The sequence below is a fragment of the Gemmatimonadaceae bacterium genome (assembly GCA_036003045.1).
In the GTDB taxonomy this organism is placed as follows: domain Bacteria; phylum Gemmatimonadota; class Gemmatimonadetes; order Gemmatimonadales; family Gemmatimonadaceae; genus JAQBQB01.
Genome location: DASYSS010000022.1, coordinates 143,877 through 164,747 on the forward strand (window position 1 = coordinate 143,877; position 20,871 = coordinate 164,747).

The following is a 20,871-nucleotide window of genomic DNA, read 5'->3' on the forward strand; positions in this document are numbered from 1 at the left end:
GGAGAGCGGACAGCAAATACGCTCGGGGCGACAATGTCCCAGCCCTTCCGAGCGCCGCGTGTGGGAATCGCGCGCTGCGGTGTCACAACGAGGGCGGAGGTGGAGTTGTGCGTCCGCGAGTTTCCGAGCCGACTTCCTGGCCAGAGGGATCAGGCCGCAAAGTCATCATATCACACAATGGCCACACGATTTTATGGCCGCGGTCGCACCTGTCAAGACCGCTCTCGAGCCCTTACCGGACCTTGGCGAGCGGCGGTTCTCGCTCGCCGCGTCCGCAGGTTCACAGAGACCGAACGCGCACTCTCACATGGAGTTGCACGGCTGAAACGCCGATTTAGTCCCGCGGGGCGGCGAACAGGGACAGGTCGACGGCGGCCGCCATGATGCGGTATCCGGCCGCGCTCGGATGGAGGTGATCGCCCCCATCGACGTCACCGCGGAGCCTGCTCGGGTCGCCGGGATCTCTCGTCGCGGCGTCGAAATCGATCACGGCGTCGAACGCGCCTGCCTTTCGAATCCACGCGTTGACGGCCAGCCGCGCGGCTTCGTGTTCCCGCGATGAGTACTGCGATCCGCCGAACGGCATGATGGTCCCGCCGAACACCTTGATACCCCGCGCGTGCGCGCGCCGAATCATCTCGCCGTACGCGTCGATCAGGTGCAGCGCGACCGCCGCCGCGGAATCGGGACGCGAGCCGCCGATGTCGTTCACTCCGTCGCAGACGATCACCCACCGCGCGCGCGCCTGCGCCAGCACGTCGCGATCGAATCGCGCCAGCGCGGTTGGACCGAGTCCTCCGCGCACGACGGCGTTGCCGCCGATCCCCGCGTTCAGCACGGCGACGGCCGGCCGCCCGTTCGCGGAGCGCGCCTCGGCGAGTCGATGCGCGAGATCGTCCGGCCAGCGGTCGTTCATGTCGTTCGTCGAACCGCGTCCGTCGGCGATCGAGTTGCCGAGTATCACCACCGCGCCGGCGGCGTTCGACATCACCTCGGCACCGCTGATCAGATACCAGTGCAGCACCTCGGTGAATATCGGAAAGCCAACCTCCGAGACCTGGTTTCCGGAGGTGATGAACGAGGTCGTGCGCGACCCGGGGTGTCCGGTCAACGCGTTCGGCGCTTGCGGCACGTACAGGGTGATCGCGATGTCGGAGAAGGCGTCGGCGGCGAACGAAACCGGATCCGACACGGCCGCCCGGCCTCGCGGCACCGTGACCGACGTCTTGCGCGAAAAAAGCAGCGCGGCGTCCGTCGTCGGGTCGATCATGCCGCGCACGGGAGATCGCGCGACGTGCGCCGTTTGAATCACCAGCGGTCCGTCGCCGAACTCGTTCGACACGCGAAAGCGCCATCGCGTGCCGCCGAGCGACGGATGGATTACTTGGCGAAGAGTCGTTCCCGAAAGCCCCGGCACGGGCGGCGTGTTGGGCGGGGCCGGCGGCATGTTGTTCGGTTCAGTGAGCTGCGGCGCCGCGGTCCAGGCGCCGGTCCAGTCCGTACCCGCATCGCCCGAGCTGTGAAATCGTCCACACGAAGAAGCGATCGTCGCGATCGCGAGTGCGAGGGCCGTTCGCCGCAGGCGTGAATTGATCAGCATTGTGCGTTCCTATCCGATGCCGGCCATGAGGCGCAACAGCCCGTCCTGCGTCGCGCCGCGTGCCGGCATTTCTCCGACGAGGCGTCCCGCGCGCAGCACGAGAATCCGCGTCGAGAGACTGAGCAGTTCGGGCAACTCGCTCGAGATCAGCAGCACGCCGGCTCCTTTGGCCGCGAGCTCGGCGATCAGCGCGTGGATCTCCGCTTTCGCGCCGACGTCCACGCCGCGGGTCGGCTCGTCGAGGATGAGCAGCTTCGCGTTCGCGGCAAGCCACCGAGCGAGCACGATCTTCTGTTGATTGCCGCCCGAGAGACCGGCGACCGGCGCGTCGATGTCGGGGGCGCGAACGCGCAGCATATGAAAGTGCCGCTCGACCAGCGCGCGCTCCTCGGACTGTTTGAGCCACGTCAGCCGCGAAAGACGATCGAGCAGCGGCAGCGACGTGTTTCGCCGTCCGCTCTCCGAGAGCACGAGCCCCTGTCGCTTGCGGTCCTCGGGGACGAGCGCGATGCCGAGCCGGATCGCCTCGGCCGGATTCGCGACGTTCGCCGCGCTACCCGAGATGGTGACGCGTCCGCCGGTCCGAGAACGCGCGCCGAAGATCGTTTCGGCGATGTCCGAGCGTCCCGCGCCCACGAGTCCCGCGAGGCCGACGACTTCGCCCGCCTGAACCGAGAACGAGACGTCCTCGAAGCGCCCGCTCGACGAGAGATGCTCGACTCGAAGCAATTCTTCGCCAGTCGATGCCTGTCTGTCAGCCGCGTGCTCACCGCCGAAGTAGGCGGCGATGGGGCGGCCGATCATCAACTGCACGAGATCAGGCTCGCTCAACTCGGCGGCCGGTCTCGTCGCCACGTGGCGGCCGTCGCGCAGCACCGAGATCGTGTCGCACAGCCGATACACCTCGGCCATTCGGTGCGAGACGTAGATGCACGTGACTCCGCGCGACTTGAGTTGCGCGATGAGCTCGTAGAGGCGTTCGGCCTCGACCTGGCTCAAGCTGCTCGTCGGCTCGTCGAACACGATGATGCGGGCGCCGCCGCCGACGGCCACCGCGATCTGAACGACCTGTTGCTGCGCGATCGGCAATTCGCCCAAACGTTGCGTGACGTCGAGGTCGGCTCCGATCGCCGCGAGCATCTCTCGCGCGCGGCGCACGACCGCGCGCCGATCGACGAGTCCGCGCGACACCGGCAGCGCGCCGAGGCAGAGGTTCTCGGCGACGGAAAGATTCTCGCAGAAGGCAAGCTCCTGGTGCACCATGCCGACGCCCGCGGCGAACGCGTCGCGCGGTCCGGAGAAGCGCATCTCGCGGCCGTTCACGACGAGACGGCCTTCATCCGGTGCGTAGATCCCGGCCAGAATCTTTCCGAGCGTGCTCTTGCCGGCTCCGTTCTCTCCGCACAGCGCGTGACACGAGCCCGTGGCGATGCTCAGGGTGACGTCGGTGAGCGCCTGCACGCCGGGGAATCGCTTCGTGATTCCCTCGAAACGAACGGCGGCGCTCACGGCGACTCACCCGCGACGGCCGCTCGTCCGGCGAGCCGGCGCGCGGTCAGCCGCGTGCTCGACTGGTCGATGACGACGGCGAGGATGATCGCGCAGCCGATGACGATCCACTCGTAGTTCTGGTCGAAGTGAAGCGTGCGAATGGATTGGCGAATGAGCACGATGAGCAACGCGCCGAGCGTGGCGCCGAGCGCGCTCCCGCGTCCGCCGACGAGGCTCGCGCCGCCCACGACGGCCGACGCGATGACGTAGAGCTCGTACCCTTGTGCGTCGCCGGACGACGACGACCCATAGAAGCTCGCGCCGAGGAACGCGGCGAATCCCGCGGTGAGGCCGGCGACGACGAACACGCCGATCTGGATCCGTCGCAAGGAGAGTCCGGCGAAGCGGCTCGCCTCGATGTTGCCACCGAACGCAAAGATGTGGCGGCCCATCACGGTGCGCGTGAGGTAGATCGTGCCGATGACGCAGCAGGCGAGCATCGCGAGCATCGGCACGGGATAGAGTCCGCCGCGCAACCCGAGCGACGCTTTCGCGACGTGCGTGAGCGCCGGCGGAACGAGAATGCTGAGGGCATGGGTGGCGACGAACGCGATGCCGCGGAGAATCCACATCGTGCCGAGCGTGACGATGAACGGATGCACACGCAGCCCCACGACCAGCGCGCCGTTCAAGAGTCCGCTGAGGAGTCCTACGCCGACGCAGGTCACCAGCCCGACGAAGGTCGTCGTCGCGGGGCTCATCGGACCCAGCGCGCGCAGGAGCAGCGCCATCGAGACGCCGGAGAGCGCGTACACCGAGCCGACCGAGAGGTCGATGCCCCCCGAGATGATGACGACCGTCGCGCCGATCGCCATGATGGCGAAGAACGTCGCGTCGGTCGCCGTTTGAATCAGCGTGTAGGAGTTCCAGAAGTTGTTGACCGTGCGTCCGGTCAGTGGATCGACGTGCGATCCGGCGAGCACGGTCAACGCGATCGCGAGCGCGACGAGAACGAGAACGAGGCCGGCCTCCTGCAGGCCGAGCAGATGTCGAAGGACGCGTCGCATGTATTGGGCGAGGGCCGATCAGCGCCTTGAATCTGCGGCTGTATGCGCCGCGTGGAAGGACTCGCGGAAACGTCGATAGGGCTCATCGTAGGCCGCGTGAGCGCTCGGGGCGGGTTCCTCGACAGCTGCTCGCTGCAACGTGGCCGCCGCGGCGGCGGCGAGATCGGGAAACGCGCCCGCGCCGACGGCGGCGAGAAGCGCGGCGCCGTACGCCGGACCCTCCTCTCGGTTCACGGTGAACACCGGCAGCCCGAAGACGTCGGCTTGCATCCGTCGCAAGAACGGCACACGCGCCCCGCCGCCCGTGAGGAGCATGTGATTCGGCACGACGCCCAGCTCCTGGAGGATCGTCACCGAATCGCGAAGCGCGAAGCACACTCCCTCGACGACGGCGCGTGTGACGTGCGCGCGCGAATGCGCGAGGCTCAGCCCGAGAATCGCGCCGCGCGCCGAGGCGTCGCGATGCGGCGTTCGCTCGCCCTGGAGATACGGCAGAAACGTGACGCCGTCGGCACCGGGAGGAATGGCCATCGCCTCGGCGTTGAGCCGTTCGTTCGCTTCGCCCGTGCTCGTGAGGTCGCGCGCGAGCTGGTCGCGATACCAGGCGAAGGCGCCGCCCGCCGAGAGCACGACGCCCATCAGATACCACACGCCGGGGACGACGTGGCAGAATGTGTGCGCGCGGAGCGACGGGTCGACACGCGGCTCGGACATCGGCGCCAGTACGGTTCCCGACGTGCCCCAGCTCGACACCGCTTCGCCCGGCGCGATCGCGCCGACGCCCGCCGCCCCGCACGCGTTGTCCGCCCCGCCGCCGACGACCGGCGTGTCCGGCCGCAGTCCGGTCGCTCCGGCCGCTTCGACCGAAACGCGTCCGAGGATTTCGGAAGAGCCGCCGACGTCGGGAACGACCGATCGCGGCACGTTCACCGCATCGAGGATCTCGTTGCTCCAGCGCATTCGCGCGGTGTCGTACATCAACGTCGCCGACGCGTCCGACGGCTCGGTCGCCACGACGCCGGTGAGCTTGAATCGAATGAAGTCTTTCGGGAGCATCACGGTCGCCAGACGGGCAAACGCTTCGGGCTCGTACCGGCGCAGCCAGAGCACCTTCGGCAGCGTGAATCCCTCGAGCGCCGGATTGGATGCCAGGTCGCGCAGACGTTGTTCGCCGCCGATGCGCTCGGTGATCTCGCGGCATTCTTGCGTCGTACGGCCGTCGCACCACAGGAGCGCGGGGCGGATCACTTCGCCATGCGCGTCGAGAAACACGGACGAGTGCATTTGCCCCGAGACGCCGACGGCGTCCGGGCTCTCGCCCGGTCGCGCGGCGAGCACCGTACGAATCGCCGCCGATGTCGCGGCCCACCAGGCGTCCGGATCCTGCTCCGCCCAGCCGGGGTGCGGCGTCGAGAGTTGAAGCGGTGTGATCGCCGAGGCGAGAACCTCACCCGAAGTGTCGACGAGTATCGCTTTCACGCCGCTCGTGCCGACGTCGACGCCGAGAAAGCTGGCGCGCGCCACTCAGCGCACTCCGAGCAGGATCTCCATCGTCAGCTGATCGAGGCGCTCGTAGGCGTAGCCGAGGTTTCGCATCGCGTCGAGGTCGAACTCGCGCGACTTGAGGTCGCGCGCGCCCTCCGGCGAGAATCGCTTCCGCGCCCCGGCCGCCGCGCCGCGAGACTTGAGCTCGTTCAACATTCCCTGAACCTCGGCGTCGCCGTTGAAGCGCGCCACCTTTTCCTTGAGGATGAGGTACGTGCGCATGCTGCCGCGCGCGAAGTCCCACACGCCGGCGTCGTCCTCCGTGCGATACGCGTGGCTGTCGAAGTGCCGCATACCCGGCCACTTCGCGTCCTCGAGCAGCTTCACGAGAAAGAACGCGCCCTTCACGTCCTCGCTGCCGAAGCGCAGATCCTGGTCGAACCGGCCGGGCCTCTGCGCGTTGAGGTCGATGTGAAAGAGCTTGCCCGCCTCGAGCGCTTGCGCGACGCCGTGGGAGAAATCGAGGCCGGCCATCGTGTCGTGGGCGATCTCGGGGTTGAGGCCGACCATGTCGGGGTGCGCGAGCGTGTAGATGAACGCCAGCATGTGCCCGATGGTCGGGAAGAAGATGTCGCCACGCGGCTCGTTCGGTTTGGGCTCGAGCGCGAACCGCAGCGCGTATTTCTGCGACCGCGCGTACTCGCACAAATAATCGATCGCGTCACGGAACCACTTCACCGCTTCCCGCGGATCTTTCGCCGCGTTCGTCTCGACGCCTTCGCGCCCGCCCCAGAACACGTACGTCTCCGCGCCGAGCTCCACGCCGAGGTCGATCGCGCGCATCGTTTTCTGCAGCGCGTACTCGCGCACGCGCGAGTCGTTGCTCGTGAACGCCCCGTCGCGAAAGACCGGGTCGCCGAACAGGTTCGTGGTCGCCATCGGGACCTTCATGCCGGTCTCGTCGAGCGCGCCTTGGAACTCGCGTACGATCCGGTCTCGGTCCGAGGCACTCGCCTCGCGCGGCACGAGGTCGTTGTCGTGCAGGTTCACGCCGTACGCGCCGAGCTTCGCGAGCTCACGCACGATGCGCGTGGGCGCCATTGGAGCGCGGACCGGATCGCCGAACGGATCTCGGCCGATGTTGCCCACCGTCCAGAGTCCGAATGTGAAGTGATGTTCAGGACGCGGAGCGTCGGGATCGTGAACGGCCATCGATTGGATGGGTGGACAGGTGGACGGGTGGACAGCTGGTGCCGAGCGCTCAGTCGTCAGTACACGGGCGGACAGCGCGGCTTGCGCTTGTCGAGTGCGGTGAACCGGCCCGCCTGCGGATCGGCGGGGGTCCCGACCGGGCAGGGAAGCGCGCGGTAGAAGGACAACGGATGCGCGAACGGCGCGTATCCGTTCGGCACCGGGAGGCGCGAGAACGTCTGGAAGTACGAGAGCACGGCGTCGCGCCACCAAACGGCCTCGTGCTCCTGGATGGCGAGGAAATCGTCGACGTCGTGGAAACGCGCGCTGTCGATGCGTCCAGCGAGCGTGTTCCACGCGCGCCGCATCGAGTGCACCGTGTCGATCCCTTCGCGATAGTGATGGAAGAGATCTTCCCACAACGTGCGGCCGGACCTCGTTCGCTCCGTCCAGCCGACGTGGTGAAACCAGAGCAGCAGCGAATCGGGCGTCGTGGCGCGATCGGAGAACATCTGCCGGAGCGGCGGCGCGTATTGCGAGACGGCGTCGCTGCCGTGCGGCGAACGCTCGAAGCCGAGGCCGATGCTGTCCGCGCGGTGATAGTACGCCGGCGTCCAGTCAGCGCGGGCGAGTCGGGCCCACGGAGCAGGACCGTAGTGGTGGTCGGTGCCCATGATGTGCGCGAGACCGAGCGGCGTCATGTAGTTCACGACCGCCTCGCGCGACACCAGCATCATGTGCACCACCGGCGCGACGACCTTCGGATCGTTGGAGAAGGTTCGCCGCGTCCACTCCTCGGCGATCGCCGCCGGCGACAGCCCGGGATCCCAGGCAAGCCGGCCGAACGCGTACCAGTTCGCTTGATTGAAGTGCGATCCGGTCCAGTTGCGATCGGTGCCGGTGTTGGCCACGCCGGCGATGCCGGTTCGCTTGTAGCCGTGCAGCGAGCCGTCGATCACCCTGGCGACCGTCGAGCCTTTGCCCTGCACCCAGGTGTCGGCGGTGAGCACTTCGGACATGAGAGATCCGAGAAAGACGAGGTGCGCGTCCTCGCCGAGGTATTCCTTGGTGATCTGGAATTCGAGAATGAGCGGCGTTTTCGGCATCGCGCCGAAGAGCGGCGAGAACGGCTCGCGCGGCTGAAAATCGAGGGGACCGTTCTTGGCCTGAATCAGCACGTTCTCGCGGAACTGGCCATCCAGTGGAGTGAATTCGCTGTACGCCTGCTTCACGCGATCGCCCGGCACGTCATTGCTGTAAACGAACGCGCGCCAGATGACGACACCGCCGTGCGGGGCCACGGCGTCGGCGAGCATGTTCGCGCCGTCGGCGTGCGAGCGCTTGTAGTCCTGCGGGCCCGGTTGACCCTCGGAGTTCGCTTTGACGAGAAAACCGCCGAAGTCCGGCACGGCCGCGTAGATCTCGTCGGCTTTCGCCTTCCACCACGCGCGAACGGCCGGATCGAGCGGATCCGCCGTCTCGAGACCGCCGATCTCGATCGGTGCGCTGAAGCGCGCGGTGAGATAGACGCGAATGCCGTACGGGCGAAACACGTTCGCGAGCGCGGCGACCTTCTGCAGGTACTCCGCAGTGAGCGCGCGCGCGTTGGCATTCACGTTCGTGATCGACACGCCGTTGATGCCGATCGACGCTTCGGCGCGCGCGTAGTCGCCGTAGCGCGGCGAGACCGAATCGGGCAGTGCGTCCCACTCCCAGAGCGATTGTCCGCCGTACCCGTGCTCGATGCTGCGATCGAGGTTGTCCCAATGGTCGATGAGGCGAAGCCGGATACGCGGCGCGCCGGCGACGTCGAGCTTCGCGATGGGCATCGATTGCTGGAGCCGTGACAACAGGGCGAACGCGCCGTAGAGAACGCCGACATCCGTCTTGGCCGCGACGACGATCGAGCGGTGCCCGCGCACGTTCATCGCGCGCAGCAAATAGCCCTCGTCGCCGACGCGCGCGATCGCCGTGTCGAGCGACAGCGATTTGATCGTCGCCGAACTGGTCGGTGTACCCGCGATGACGATGCCGTCGACAATCGAGTTCTTCGACGCGATCGGTCTGCCTGCCCCCAGGAGGCCGGACAGTCCCCGGGTCAACTCGTCGCGCGCGGCGCTCAGTGTCGGCGACTCGCCGTCGACGTCGATCGCCGTGATCGCCGCGCGATACTCGGCGAGACGCGACGCGTTCGCTACGAGCCGATAGCGGAGCCAGAGATCGTAGCCGTCTTCCGAGGGAAATGCGGCCTTTTGCGCGACGCTCGCCGCCGCAAGAAAGACGAGTGCGGCGCCACTGAGCACGACGATTCGGCGCACGGGGAAGGCCGTCCCGTCAGACGGGAATCTGCGGGACGCGCGCGTCGAGATGATCCGCCCAATCCGTGTTCGGCACGAGCGGCGCCCAACCGGGTCGCAGCGGATCCTGGTCATACGGATAGCCGCCGAGGCGACAGAACGCTTCGTGATACATCCCGAGCCGGTCGCGGTCGAGTTTCACGCCGAGTCCCGGCGCCGTCGGCACGGGGATGCTGCCGCGGCAGTACGACACCTTGCCGCCCTGAATGACGTCGTCGACGAGGTGATGGTAGTGCGCGTCGGCGGCGAACGAGATGTTCGGGATTACCGCGCCCAGGTGAAGCATCGTCGCGAGCTGAATGCCCAACTCGCCCGACGAATGGACCGCGACGCCGAGCTGGAAGGTGTCGCACACCGCCGCGGCCTTCACGCAGGCGCGAATTCCACCCCAGAAGGTCGTGTCGAGCAGAATGACGTCGACGGCGGTCTGCAGCACGTTCGCCGCCAACTGCTCGAAGTTCACGACGACCGTGTTCGTGGCGAGCGGCGTGCGCAGCTTCTCGCGCGCGCGCCGCATTCCGTGGAGCCCGAAGACCGGGTCCTCGAGATAATCGTTATTCAGATCTTCGATATGCCGGCCGAACCAGATCGCCTGCTCGGTGGACCAGACGCCGTTCGGATCGAATCGGAACCGGTCGCCGGGCAATTCCTCGGCGAGCGCCCGATAGCACTCGAGCTCGTACTCCGGGCGGAACACGCCGCCCTTGAGTTTGTGCGTCGTGAAGCCGTGTTTCGCCTTGAGCGCCTTGGCCTCGGCAACGAGCTGCTCGCAGGTGCGAACCTCACCGCTCCCGTCACCGGCGTTGGCGTAACGAAAAAACAAATACGACGCGAAGGGCACGTGATCGCGTAGACGCCCGCCGAGGATGTCGGAGACCGGAACGCCCCACGCCTGTCCGAGGATGTCGAGGCACGCGAATTCGAGCGCGGCGACCATTTGCGTGCGATGGTTGTAGAGCGACGCGGTCGGGTTGGAGACCTTGAAGCGCAGTTCTTCGAGCTTTGCCGGGTCGTGGCCAATGACGTACGGCTTGAGTGCCGCGAACGCCGCGGCCGCGCTTTCTCCGCCCCCGCCCATTTCACCGAGTCCGATGAGACCGTCGTCGGTCTCAACCTCGACGATCGTGCGCACGAAGCGACCCCAGTGGCACCCGTTCGCGTGGCGAAGGGGCGCTTCGATGGGGACACTGACAGGGGTGGTCCGGACGTCGATGATCTTCATGCGGCCGCTGGCGAGTGGGCTGGACTCTCTCTCGCCTGAAGGTTGAGCGAAAGATCAATTGACCTTATCTCTGCTATGTTGGCCGCAATCGGTGGGTTCTGTCAAGCATTCGCCACGTTCAGGTTCTGCGTTTCGCTCGAATGGCGGCCATCTGACGGCCGGCGTTTGAAGCGAGCAAGTTGAGGCTCCGCATCGATATGAGTGGCGATCAGACGCCGCTGAACGAGCTGAATCCCCCGTCCACTGGGATCACGACCCCGGTCACGAACGACGCGGCATCGCTGGCCAGCCACTGGGCGGCGCCGACCAACTCGTCGGGGCGGCCGAAGCGGCCCATCGGCGTCCGTTGAACGATCGCGCGTGCCCTCGCGGTCGGCTGGCCGGCGTCGTCCACGAGAACCGCCCGGTTTTGCGCCGACACAAAGAATCCCGGCGCGATCGCGTTTACCCGGATGCCGTCGCCGTGCTTCCGCGCGAGGTCCATCGCCAACCAGCGCGTAAAGGAATCGATACCCGACTTTGCCACCGAATAGCCAAGCGTGCCGCTGATCGCCGATGTCGCCGCCATCGACGAGATGTTGATGATCGACCCGCGGCCATGCCGCGCCATCGCCTCGCCCACGACGAGCGATGGGACGACCGTTCCGTGAAGATTCAAGCGCATCACTTCGTCGAACGCGTCGAGCGGCACCTCGAAGATGCTGCGATTGTCGTTGCGCGAGCGCGGGACGTTGCCGCCGGCCGCGTTGACGAGGATGTCGATGCGTCCCCACGCGCGTTGGACCTCGTCGCTGGCCAAACGAACCGCGTCACGCTCGAGCACGTCGGCGACGAGGGGAATCGCCTCGCCGCCGGCGTTGCGGATCTCATCGACTTTCGCCGCCGCGAGATCCTGTCGCCGGCCGAGCACGGCGACGCGCGCGCCGGCCGCGGCGAGACCGATCGCGATCGTACCACCGAGCACGCCATAGCCGCCCGTGACGAGCGCCGCCTTGCCGGTCAGGTCGAACGGGTTGTTCGTCACCGGGAGGCACTATAGTTGAACGACAGGCTCATGTCGGACGAACACTATGGCGATCCCGACAGAATCGCGAGCATGAACGCGTGACAAACGTCACGCGCGTGTTGTGCGTTCGTGCCTCTGAACAGTGCGCGCCGCGTTCGGTATATTCGACGCATGCGCGTGATGTGCGTCGCTCGACACCCGTTTCTGACCGAGCACTTGTGCCGTTACTTCGACGACCTCGGCGCCGAGACGGTGCCGTGCGTCGGGATGGATCAGGCGATGACGCTCGTTACGACGAGCGATCTCGACGCGGTGATCTGCGACTACGATCTGCTGGCGGCCACACCTTTGGCGAGTTGGGAGAGTGATCCGTTGCGCTCGGGCATACCGTTGATCGCCGTGAGTTTGACGCGCCATCCCGGCGACGCGCATTTGCTCGACACGAACGGTGTCGCCGGCTTTCTGTATCTCCCGACGCTCGAGCGTGAGGACGCTCAGCGTCTCCTGTCCGCCGTGCGGCTACGGCGCGGCCGGGTCAACCAGCAAAACGTGCTACCGTGGCCGGGACCGACCCTCAGCGCTCACCCGCGCTGACGGGTAGCCTAGACGACGCTCCCGCGATCGTCCCGGCCAAGCCACTCATCGATGCGCTGATCGCGACACGAAGCGACGGCGTCACGCGACGCGTCGTCCTCGGCGACCCGCAGGAACGCGGCATCGAGCTTTCCGTGTGCCGCAACTCCGACGGCGTGGTCATCGAGCTGCCCGACGTCGAGCGCGCGAGCGAGAGTGAAGCGCTGCGACGGCTCGCGCGGCAAATGGCGGGCGAGAACGACACGACGACGCTGCTTCAAATCCTTTGCGACGCGGGCGCCGAGCAATGCCGAGGGAGCGGCGCCGCCGTGCTCAAAGCGGTGGCGAACGAAGGAGAGCTCGTCGCCGCCATCGGCTCGCTCGGCATCGCGCGCGGAAGACGCTTCGCGCTTCCTGGTTCATTGGCGCGCGAGGTGCTGCGCACGCGCGACGTCGTCGCCGTCGAAAACTTCAGCGGATCGGCGCGTCCGCTGCTGCGCGTCGTGCCCGACGTACGCGTGGGGCCGATGCTCCTCGCGCCGTTGATGGCGCACGAAGTGATCCTCGGCGTCCTCGCCGTCACGCGCGACATGGCCGAGCCGGTGTTCTCCAAACGCGACGCGCACCGGCTCCGCGTCATCGCCGACTACGCGGCGCTCGCGCTGTGGAACGCCGAGCTGCTCGAGCAGGCGAAGGTCGCCGACCGCGCGAAGAGCCGCTTCCTCGCCACGGTGTCACACGAGCTGCGGACGCCGCTGACCGCGCTCGCCGGATACGAAGAGCTGCTCGCCGATCAGGTCATCGGGCCGCTGTCGGACAGCCAGCTCGACGTGCTCGAGCGAATGCGGTCGGTGACGCAGCACCTCGCGGCGGTGATCGAGGAACTGCTCGCGTTCTCGAGTTTGGACGAAGGACGCGAGGTCGTGCGGCCGACCGATTTTCTCGCCGCGGATCTCGTGCGCGCGACGGCGGCCGTCATCGAACCGATGGCGCGGCAGAAACATCTCTCCTTCGCCGTCAGCGTGCCGGACGAGCCCATTCGCATGACGAGCGACGTGGACAAGGTGCGGCAGATCCTGATCAACCTCGCGGGAAACGCGGTCAAGTTCACCGATTTCGGCGAGGTGCGGATCGAGCTGGAAAAACGTTCGGGCGCCGTTTGGTTCACCGTTCGCGATACGGGCATCGGCATCGCCAAGCGGGACATCGAGCGACTGTTTCGCCCGTTTGCCCAGCTCGACGCCGGCCTCACGCGCCGGCACGGCGGCACGGGACTCGGCCTCTACATCTCCCGGGGCCTGGCTGACCTCCTCGGCGGGCGCATCGAGTTCGAGTCGAATCAGGGCGAGGGGTCGGCGTTCCGCCTCGTCCTTCCCACCGACGACGAATAGTCGTTGCGCCGCACCCCCCGCACCACGGAGTTCCGGGCCGGGGGGGGCAGGGGTCAACTAACTTTCATCTATGTCTGGTCTTCCCACTACGAGTGCATTCAACGACGGCTACATCGCCGAGCTTTATGACGCCTATCGTCGCGACCCTGTGTCCGTCGACGAATCGTGGCGCCAGTTTTTTCGTTTCGCCGAGAGCCTAGGGCGCGCCGAAGCCGCGCCGGGCTCCGGCACATACGACGCGAGCATTCTGCGCAAGACGGCCGGCGCCGCCGGCCTCGCCGCCGCGATCGAGAAGTTCGGCCATTTGGCCGTCCCGATCGACCCGCTGGGATCCACGCCGCCGGGCGCGGCCGAGCTCGCGCCCGAGTTTCACGGGATTTCGGAATCGGATCTCGACGACGTTCCGGCCGCGGTGCTCGGACGATCCGACCGCGGAACCGCCGCCGATCTCGTTCGACGTCTGCGCGAGCTCTATTGCACGAGCCTCGGCTACGAGTTCGAGCACGTCAGCGACGAGACCGAGCGGCAGTGGCTTCGCGAGACGATCGAGTCGGGCGAAGCGTCGGAGCCGCTCACCAGCGACCAAAAGAAAGCGCTGCTCACGAGGCTCACGATCGTGGACGCGCTCGAGCGGTTTCTCGGCCGCGCGTACGTGAGCGTCAAGCGCTTCTCGATCGAGGGCGTCGACGCGCTCGTGCCGATGCTCGACGAAGCGATCGCTCGCGGCGCCGAAGCCGGAGCGCGGCAGGTCGTGCTCGGAATGGCGCATCGCGGCCGCTTGAACGTGATGACGCACGTGATGGGCAAGACCTATCGCGCGCTGTTCGAGGAGTTCGAGGGATGGCCCGTCGCGATGACGAGCGATTCCGACACGGGTGACGTCAAATACCACATGGGCTTCGCGGCCACGATCGCCGTCGCGAACGGCGGGATGGTGAACGTCGAGCTCTTGTCGAACCCGAGTCACCTCGAGCTGGTGAATCCCGTGGCGCAGGGCGTGGCGCGTGCGCGGCAACGCATCAGCGGTTCGGCGCCGAACACCCGCGACGAGGCGTCGGTGCTGCCGATCGTCGTGCACGGCGACGCGTCGTTCGCCGGCGAAGGCGTTGTCCCCGAAACGCTCAACATGTCGTTGCTCGCCGGCTACCGTGTCGGCGGCACGATGCACATCATCACGAACAACCAGGTCGGCTTCACGACCGACGCGATCGACGGCCGATCGACCCACTACGCGAGCGACCTCGCGAAGGGCTTCGAGATCCCGATCGTGCACGTCAACGCCGACGATGCCGAAGGCTGCGTCCAGGCGGTGCGTTTGGCGATCGCCTACCGTCGGCGCTTCAACAAGGATTTTCTGATCGACCTCGTCGGCTACCGACGGCATGGCCACAACGAGGCCGATCAGCCGGCCTTCACGCAGCCGATGATGTACAAGGTCGTCGCGGCGCATCCGACGGCGCGCGAGGTCTACGCGGCGCGTCTCGTTCGGGAAACCGTCGTGACGGACGAGGACGTGAAGGCGGCCGACGCTGATATCGGCGCGCGGCTGCAGAAGATCTATCAGGACATGAAGCACGAGAATCCGCCGACGCTCTCGAAACCGGAAGCGCCGCGCGGAGTCGTTCGCGATTCGGAGACGGCCGTTCGGTCCGAGCGCTTGGTGGCGCTCAACGAACAGCTGCTGGCGTGGCCGTCGACGTTCAAGCTGCACCCGACGCTCCAGCGGACGGTCCCGCGGCGCCGCGGCGCGATCAATAGCGGCGGCATCGACTGGGGGCACGCCGAGGCGCTGGCGTTCGCGTCGCTCCTCACGGAAGGCGTGAGCGTGCGCATCACCGGGCAGGACGCCGAGCGAGGCACGTTCTCACATCGTCAGGCCGTGTTGCACGACGCCGAGACGGGCGAATCGTTCACGCCGCTGGCGCATCTTCCGCAGGCCGGCGGTGAATTCGAGATCTACAACAGCCCCTTGTCCGAAACGGCGGTGGTCGGATTCGAGTACGGATTCAGCATCGCCACACCGAACGAGCTGGTTTTGTGGGAAGCGCAGTACGGCGACTTCGCGAACGTGGCGCAGCCCATCTTCGACCAGCTGATCTCGGCGGGCCGGGCGAAGTGGCGCCACGAATCGGGGATCGTGCTCCTGCTGCCGCACGGCTACGAAGGGCAGGGACCCGAGCACTCGAGCGCCCGGCTCGAGCGTTTTCTGCAGCTCTGCGCCGAGGACAACATGGTCGTCGCATATCCGTCGACGCCCGCGCAGTACTTCCACATCTTGCGGCGGCAGGCGCTCCGCCGCCCGCGACGGCCGCTCGTGCTGATGCAGCCGAAGTCGCTGCTGCGACTCACGGCGGCGCTCTCCAAGCTGGAGGAGCTGGCGGGCGGCTCGTTCCACCGCGTGCTCGATGATCCCGTCGCGTCACGGCAGCGCGATGCGGTGCAGCGACTCGTCTTCTGCACCGCCAAGCTCTATTACGATCTCACTGCGGCCGGCGAGCATCCGTCGAACGTCGCGTTGATCCGCGTCGAGGAAATCGCGCCGTGGCCCCGCGAAGTCGGCGATCTGGTGGACCAATACCCGAACGTCGAAGAGGTCGTGTGGGCGCAGGAGGAGCCGAAGAACATGGGCGCGTGGAGCTACGTGCAGCCGCGGCTCCGCGCGTCGATCGGCACGGTGACGACGCTGCGGTACATCGGACGTCCGGAGCGGTCGAGCCCGGCCGAGGGACACAAGGCTGTTCACGACGAGGAGCAAGCTCGCATCGTGAAGGACGCGCTGACATATTCGCCGGCCGGCCGGAGAAAGACACCGGCGGCTCGATGAGCTCGACCTCCGGCAGTTCCGGTCCACCGGTCCACCGGTCCACGCGTCCACCCTGGATGAAGTCGATCGCCTCGCTGCTCTGCGCCGCATTCCTCGTCATCGCGCCAAACACGCGGGCAAACGCGCAGCGCGCGGACGCGGCAAAGTTGGGCGAAGAGATCGCCGGCCTGGGCACGACGGCGCGCGTGCTGATGATCGGAGCGCACCCCGACGACGAGGACACGCAGCTCATCGCGTGGCTGGCCAAGGCGCGACATGTCGAGACCGCGTATCTGTCCCTCACGCGCGGTGACGGCGGACAGAACCTCATCGGCAACGAGCTGGGTCCCGCGCTCGGCATGATCCGCACGGAAGAGCTGCTCGCCGCGCGCCGAATCGACGGCGGGCATCAGTACTTCACGCGCGCGTACGACTTCGGATTCTCGAAGACGCTCGAGGAAACGCTCGAGCATTGGCCCAAGGATTCGATTCTCTCCGACGTCGTGGCGGTGATTCGCGCTTTCCGGCCGCACGTCATCATCTCCGTGTGGTCGGGCACGCCGGCCGACGGGCACGGACATCATCAGTATTCGGGCGTCATCGCGCGCGAGGCATTCGACGCCGCCGGCGACACCGTGCGCTTTCCGCCGAGGCGCTTGTCCGACCTCGACGCGTGGACGCCGTCGAAGTTCTACCGGCTGCGTCGCAACGGCTCGGGCGCGTCGCTGGCCTTCGACGTCGGCGAGTACGCGCCGATGCTCGGCGAATCGTACTCCGAGATCGCGACCGAGAGTCGTTCGCAGCATCGTTCGCAGGGACAGGGCGCACTTCCCCGCGTCGGACCGGTCTACACCGCCGTGAAGCTCGAGGTCTCGCGCGTGTCCAACGCCGACGCGCCGGAGACGGGACTGTTCGACGGGATGGACACGACGTGGGCGCGGTTCAACGCGGTGCGTCTGGCGGATTCCGCCCGCGCCGCGCTCGACTCGCTTCCCGCCGCGCGGACGGCGGTCGTCGCCGCCGAGAACCTCGTGAACCCATCGGCGATGGTCGCGCCGCTCGCGGCGTACGAGCGTCTCGTCACGCGCGCCGGCACCGGCAAAGCGTGCGGGTTCTCGGGCGCCGAGGGGGCGGACGATCACAGTTGCACGGCGGCCGAGCGCGATCTATGGTCGTCGCTCTCGACCACCAACGAGCGCGCGACCGACGCGCTGCTCGGAGCGGCCGGTGTCTCGGTGGACATCACCGCGCCGCGCGACCTCATCGCGCCGAACGATACCGTGCCCGTCACCGTGCGCGTCTACAACGGCGGCAAGTCGTCGCTCGCGCTCGACCGCGTATCGCTGATCAACGCGCTGGGCGTGGCGTCACGGCAGCGGCGTGAGATCCTGCCCGACAGTACGGCGACGCAACAGATCACGTACCGCGCTCCCGCTCGACTGTCGCTTCCGTGGTGGCTGAGAAGCGCGCCGAAGGGCGACATGTTCGTACAACCGCGCGCCGACATGATCGAGGGGGAGGACCGGCGGCTCGAATCCGGCGCGGAGGTCGGACTGCGTGTCGACGGCGTGCCGGTCGTCATGCGCGAGGGGCCGATCGTCTATCGCTTCGCCGATCCGGCGCGCGGCGAGGTGCGCCGGCCCATCGCGACGGTGCCTGAGATCTCCGTGCTGCTCCAGCACGAGGTGGAGTACGCGCGGGCCGGCGCGCCGTTCGACCGCACGATGCTCGTCTACGTGCACTCGGCGGACGCGGTCGCGCGACAAGTGGATGTGACGCTCCAGTTGCCCGCTGGGCTTCACGCCGATTCGGTATCGCGGCACGCCTCGCTCACCGCGTTCGGCGACGCGCACCTCTATTTCCGCGTGCGCGGTGTTCTTCCGGCCGGACGCCAGGAGATCAAAGCCAGCGCGACCCTCGCAGCCGACAACGGCGCGATACGCACGTCGAGCCTGGGATTCGTGCCGGTCGAGTACTCGCACATCCGGCCGCTTCGGTTCTATCGGAGCTCGGTCGTCACGCTGCAAGCGGTCAACATCACGTACGCGAACATGAAGGTCGGTTACATCCGCGGCGTGGGCGACAACGTGATGTCGATGCTCGAGGAGCTCGGCCTCTCGGTCTACGAGCTCGATCCGCTCACGTTGCCGCAGCAGGACCTCGGCGGATTCTCGGCGATCGTCGTCGGACCGCGCGCGTACGAGACGAATCCGGCGCTTCTGGCCAACAACGGGACGCTGATGTCGTTCGCGCGAAATGGCGGAACGCTCGTCGCGCAGTACGGCCAGGCGCCGTACGGCCGGCCGGGAATCTTTCCGTATCCGGTCACCGCGCCGCGCTCGCAGGACCGAGTGACCGACGAGAACGCACAGGTTCGCGTGTTGGATCCGGGCTCGCCGCTTCTCTCGAAGCCGAACAAGATCACCCAGGACGATTTCGCGGATTGGGTGCAGGAGCGCGCGCTGTACATGCCGCGCACGTTCGATCCGGCGTATCGCACCGTGTTCTCGATGAACGACAAGGGCGATCCGCCGCAGGACGGCGCCGTGCTGATCGCACCGCTCGGCAAAGGCGTCTACGTGTACACGACGTTCGCGTTCTTCCGCGAACTGCCGGCGGGAAACCCCGGCGCGGCGCGGCTGTTCGTCAATTTGCTCTCGGCGACTCCCGCCGCGGCGAACCGGCCGCCGCATCCGCCGTCGGACGCGGTGCGTCCGTGAGTCTCGATCCGCGGCTGGTCGCCTTCGTCGGCGTCGCTGCGGTGTTGACGGTTCTACCCGGCGCCGACATGGCGCTCGTGATGCGCAACGTTCTGAGTGCCATGCTGACGCGGCCGAAGGTGAAGGCGCGGCTCGAGCGCGCGACCGGTGGATTGCTGATCGCGCTGGGCGTTCGGCTGGCATGGGGCCGGCGATGAGCGGCCGATCGGCCAAAGCGGATCGCCGGTCGGCGCAACAGCCGCAGGACGCGGCCGCGCGCGGTCGATTCGTGAAGACGCTCCTCAGCGTACTCGGTGTCCAGGTGATCACGCTCCTGCTGCTCTGGCTTCTCCAGTCCACCTTCTCGTACTGAATGAATCCGCTCAACTGGGTGATCGTGGTGGGGTGGATCGCCTACGTGGTGACCCACGGGATTCGCCGGTCCAAGGGCACGACCGAGATGGAGGGCTACTTCCTCGCGCACCGGAGCCTTCCCTGGTGGGCGGTGGGACTGTCGGTGATGGCGACCCAGCTCTCCGCCGTGACGATGATCGGCACGACGGGGCAGGGCGCCACCGACGGCATGCGGTTCATCCAGTTCTACTTCGGATTGCCGTTGGCGATGGTGATCCTCGGCGTCACGCTCGTGCCGCTGCTCAAGAACGCGGGCGTGTACACGGCGTACGAGTATCTCGAGCGGCGGTTCGACGCGCGTACGCGATCGCTCACCGCGTTTCTCTTCCTGTTGTCGCGCGGGATGTCGTGCGGCACGATCATCGCCGCGCCGGCCGTCGTGTTCTCGGCGATCTTCGGCTGGAACCTCTGGTGGTGCGTGGCGATCATCGGCGTTCCGGCGGTCCTCTACGCGATGATCGGCGGCGTGCAGGCGGTGACGTGGGTCGACGTGAAGCAGATGTTCCTCATCGTCGGCGCGCTATTGGCGGTGGTGATCACGCTGCTCATCCAGATCCCCGTGTCCCCATCGACGGCGCTTCACGTCGCCGGCGCGACGGGGCATCTGCGCGTGTTCGATTTCTCGTTCAGCCTCACGAATACGTACACGTTCTGGTCGGGGCTCATCGGCGGAACGTTCCTCATGATGTCGTACTTCGGAACGGACCAGAGCCAGGTGCAGCGCTACCTCGCCGCGAAATCGGTGGACGAAGCGCGCACGTCGCTGTTGATGAGCGCCTACTGGAAGATCCCACTCCAGGCGCTCGTGCTCCTCGTCGGTGTGCTCGTGTTCGTGTACTACGAGTACCACAAGGGGCCAATCCTCTTCAATCCGGCGCACGAGCGCGCGGTGCACAACGCGTTTCCACAGTTGCTCGCCGATCTTCAGCAGCGGTACGACACGGCAAGCTCGCCGATGTTGCGCGACGCGCTGAGGAGCCAGGCACTGGACTACGCGCGTGGATTGACGCACGGACCGGCCAACGACGCGAACTACATCATTCCGCGGTTCGTCATCGACCATCTGCCGCTCGGGCTGGCCGGCATCTTCATCGCGGCGGTGATCGCCGCGGCGATGAACGCGATTTCCGGCGAGCTCACCTCGCTGTCCAGCGCGACCGTGATCGACCTCTACCGCCGCTGGATCAAGCCCCAGGCGACGGACGCCCACTACCTCCGCGTCTCGCGCGCGTCGATCGCGTTCTGGGGCGTGTTCGCATGCATCGTCGCGCACTACGCCGTGAATCTCGGGTCGCTCATCGAGGTCGTAAACCGCTTCGGCTCGTTCTTTTACGGATCGATCCTCGGCGTCTTCCTGCTCGCGATGATCCCGCGCGCCACGTCCCTTGGCGCGTTCGTGGGCATGATCACCGGACTCGCCGCGGTGAGCGTCGTGAATTTCCGAGCGCCGCGCGTCTCGTTCCTCTGGCACAACCTGATCGCCGTGGTCGTGGTGCTGGCCGTCGGCTTGGCGTTGAGCGCGCTCAGCCCGAAATCCTCTCCCGCGCGCGTCGCCGCGCAGCCCTGAGCCCC

General features: G+C 67.1%; 15 protein-coding genes. 7 read left to right on the forward strand and 8 right to left on the reverse strand.

Annotated features, from left to right (window positions below):
* Nucleotides 1–334: 334 nt before the first annotated feature.
* From VGQ44_04605 to VGQ44_04640, 8 genes are all read right to left on the reverse strand, one after another.
* Entirely contained in the window at nucleotides 335–1,600 is a 1,266-nt protein-coding gene (locus tag VGQ44_04605) for an SGNH/GDSL hydrolase family protein (GenBank protein HEV8446071.1), read from the reverse strand.
* A 9-nt stretch (nucleotides 1,601–1,609) separates the two neighbouring features.
* Entirely contained in the window at nucleotides 1,610–3,109 is a 1,500-nt protein-coding gene (locus VGQ44_04610) for a sugar ABC transporter ATP-binding protein (GenBank protein ID HEV8446072.1), read from the reverse strand.
* Complete coding sequence (locus VGQ44_04615) at nucleotides 3,106–4,158, reverse strand: ABC transporter permease (GenBank protein ID HEV8446073.1); 1,053 nt, start codon at nucleotides 4,156–4,158, stop codon at nucleotides 3,106–3,108. Before VGQ44_04615 ends, VGQ44_04610 begins: the two co-directional genes overlap by 4 nt.
* 18 nt (nucleotides 4,159–4,176) lie before the next feature.
* Nucleotides 4,177–5,682, reverse strand: a complete 1,506-nt coding sequence (xylB, locus tag VGQ44_04620; GenBank protein ID HEV8446074.1) for a xylulokinase — start codon at nucleotides 5,680–5,682, stop codon at nucleotides 4,177–4,179.
* The gene (xylA, locus tag VGQ44_04625) at nucleotides 5,683–6,855 is read right to left on the reverse strand and encodes a xylose isomerase (protein HEV8446075.1); all 1,173 of its coding nucleotides are present in this window, start codon (nucleotides 6,853–6,855) and stop codon (nucleotides 5,683–5,685) included.
* Between the two features lie 56 nt (nucleotides 6,856–6,911).
* Entirely contained in the window at nucleotides 6,912–9,152 is a 2,241-nt protein-coding gene (locus VGQ44_04630) for an alpha-glucuronidase family glycosyl hydrolase (protein HEV8446076.1), read from the reverse strand.
* 16 nt (nucleotides 9,153–9,168) lie between these two features.
* Nucleotides 9,169–10,413, reverse strand: a complete 1,245-nt coding sequence (locus tag VGQ44_04635; GenBank protein ID HEV8446077.1) for an enolase C-terminal domain-like protein — start codon at nucleotides 10,411–10,413, stop codon at nucleotides 9,169–9,171.
* A 208-nt stretch (nucleotides 10,414–10,621) separates the two neighbouring features.
* On the reverse strand, nucleotides 10,622–11,437 hold the full coding sequence (locus VGQ44_04640; protein HEV8446078.1) for an SDR family oxidoreductase: 816 nt from the start codon (nucleotides 11,435–11,437) through the stop codon (nucleotides 10,622–10,624).
* Between the two features lie 153 nt (nucleotides 11,438–11,590).
* On the opposite strand from VGQ44_04640, the gene VGQ44_04645 reads away from it, so the two are divergent.
* From VGQ44_04645 to VGQ44_04675, 7 genes are all read left to right on the forward strand, one after another.
* A complete protein-coding gene (locus VGQ44_04645; GenBank protein ID HEV8446079.1) occupies nucleotides 11,591–12,013 on the forward strand; it encodes a hypothetical protein in 423 nt (140 codons plus the stop codon).
* A complete protein-coding gene (locus VGQ44_04650; GenBank protein HEV8446080.1) occupies nucleotides 11,977–13,383 on the forward strand; it encodes a HAMP domain-containing sensor histidine kinase in 1,407 nt (468 codons plus the stop codon). The genes VGQ44_04645 and VGQ44_04650 overlap by 37 nt, the downstream gene beginning before the upstream one ends.
* Nucleotides 13,384–13,453: 70 nt before the next feature.
* On the forward strand, nucleotides 13,454–16,207 hold the full coding sequence (locus tag VGQ44_04655; GenBank protein ID HEV8446081.1) for a 2-oxoglutarate dehydrogenase E1 component: 2,754 nt from the start codon (nucleotides 13,454–13,456) through the stop codon (nucleotides 16,205–16,207).
* Nucleotides 16,208–16,263: 56 nt separating this feature from the next.
* The gene (locus VGQ44_04660; protein ID HEV8446082.1) at nucleotides 16,264–18,906 is read left to right on the forward strand and encodes a PIG-L family deacetylase; all 2,643 of its coding nucleotides are present in this window, start codon (nucleotides 16,264–16,266) and stop codon (nucleotides 18,904–18,906) included.
* Nucleotides 18,903–19,103 carry a hypothetical protein gene (locus tag VGQ44_04665; GenBank protein HEV8446083.1) on the forward strand — a complete coding sequence of 67 codons (201 nt, stop codon included), beginning with the start codon at nucleotides 18,903–18,905 and terminating at the stop codon, nucleotides 19,101–19,103. Before VGQ44_04660 ends, VGQ44_04665 begins: the two co-directional genes overlap by 4 nt.
* Nucleotides 19,100–19,258, forward strand: a complete 159-nt coding sequence (locus VGQ44_04670) for a hypothetical protein (GenBank protein ID HEV8446084.1) — start codon at nucleotides 19,100–19,102, stop codon at nucleotides 19,256–19,258. Before VGQ44_04665 ends, VGQ44_04670 begins: the two co-directional genes overlap by 4 nt.
* Nucleotides 19,259–20,866: a sodium:solute symporter gene (locus VGQ44_04675; protein ID HEV8446085.1), complete on the forward strand. Its 1,608-nt coding sequence runs from the start codon at nucleotides 19,259–19,261 to the stop codon at nucleotides 20,864–20,866.
* Nucleotides 20,867–20,871: the final 5 nt, after the last annotated feature.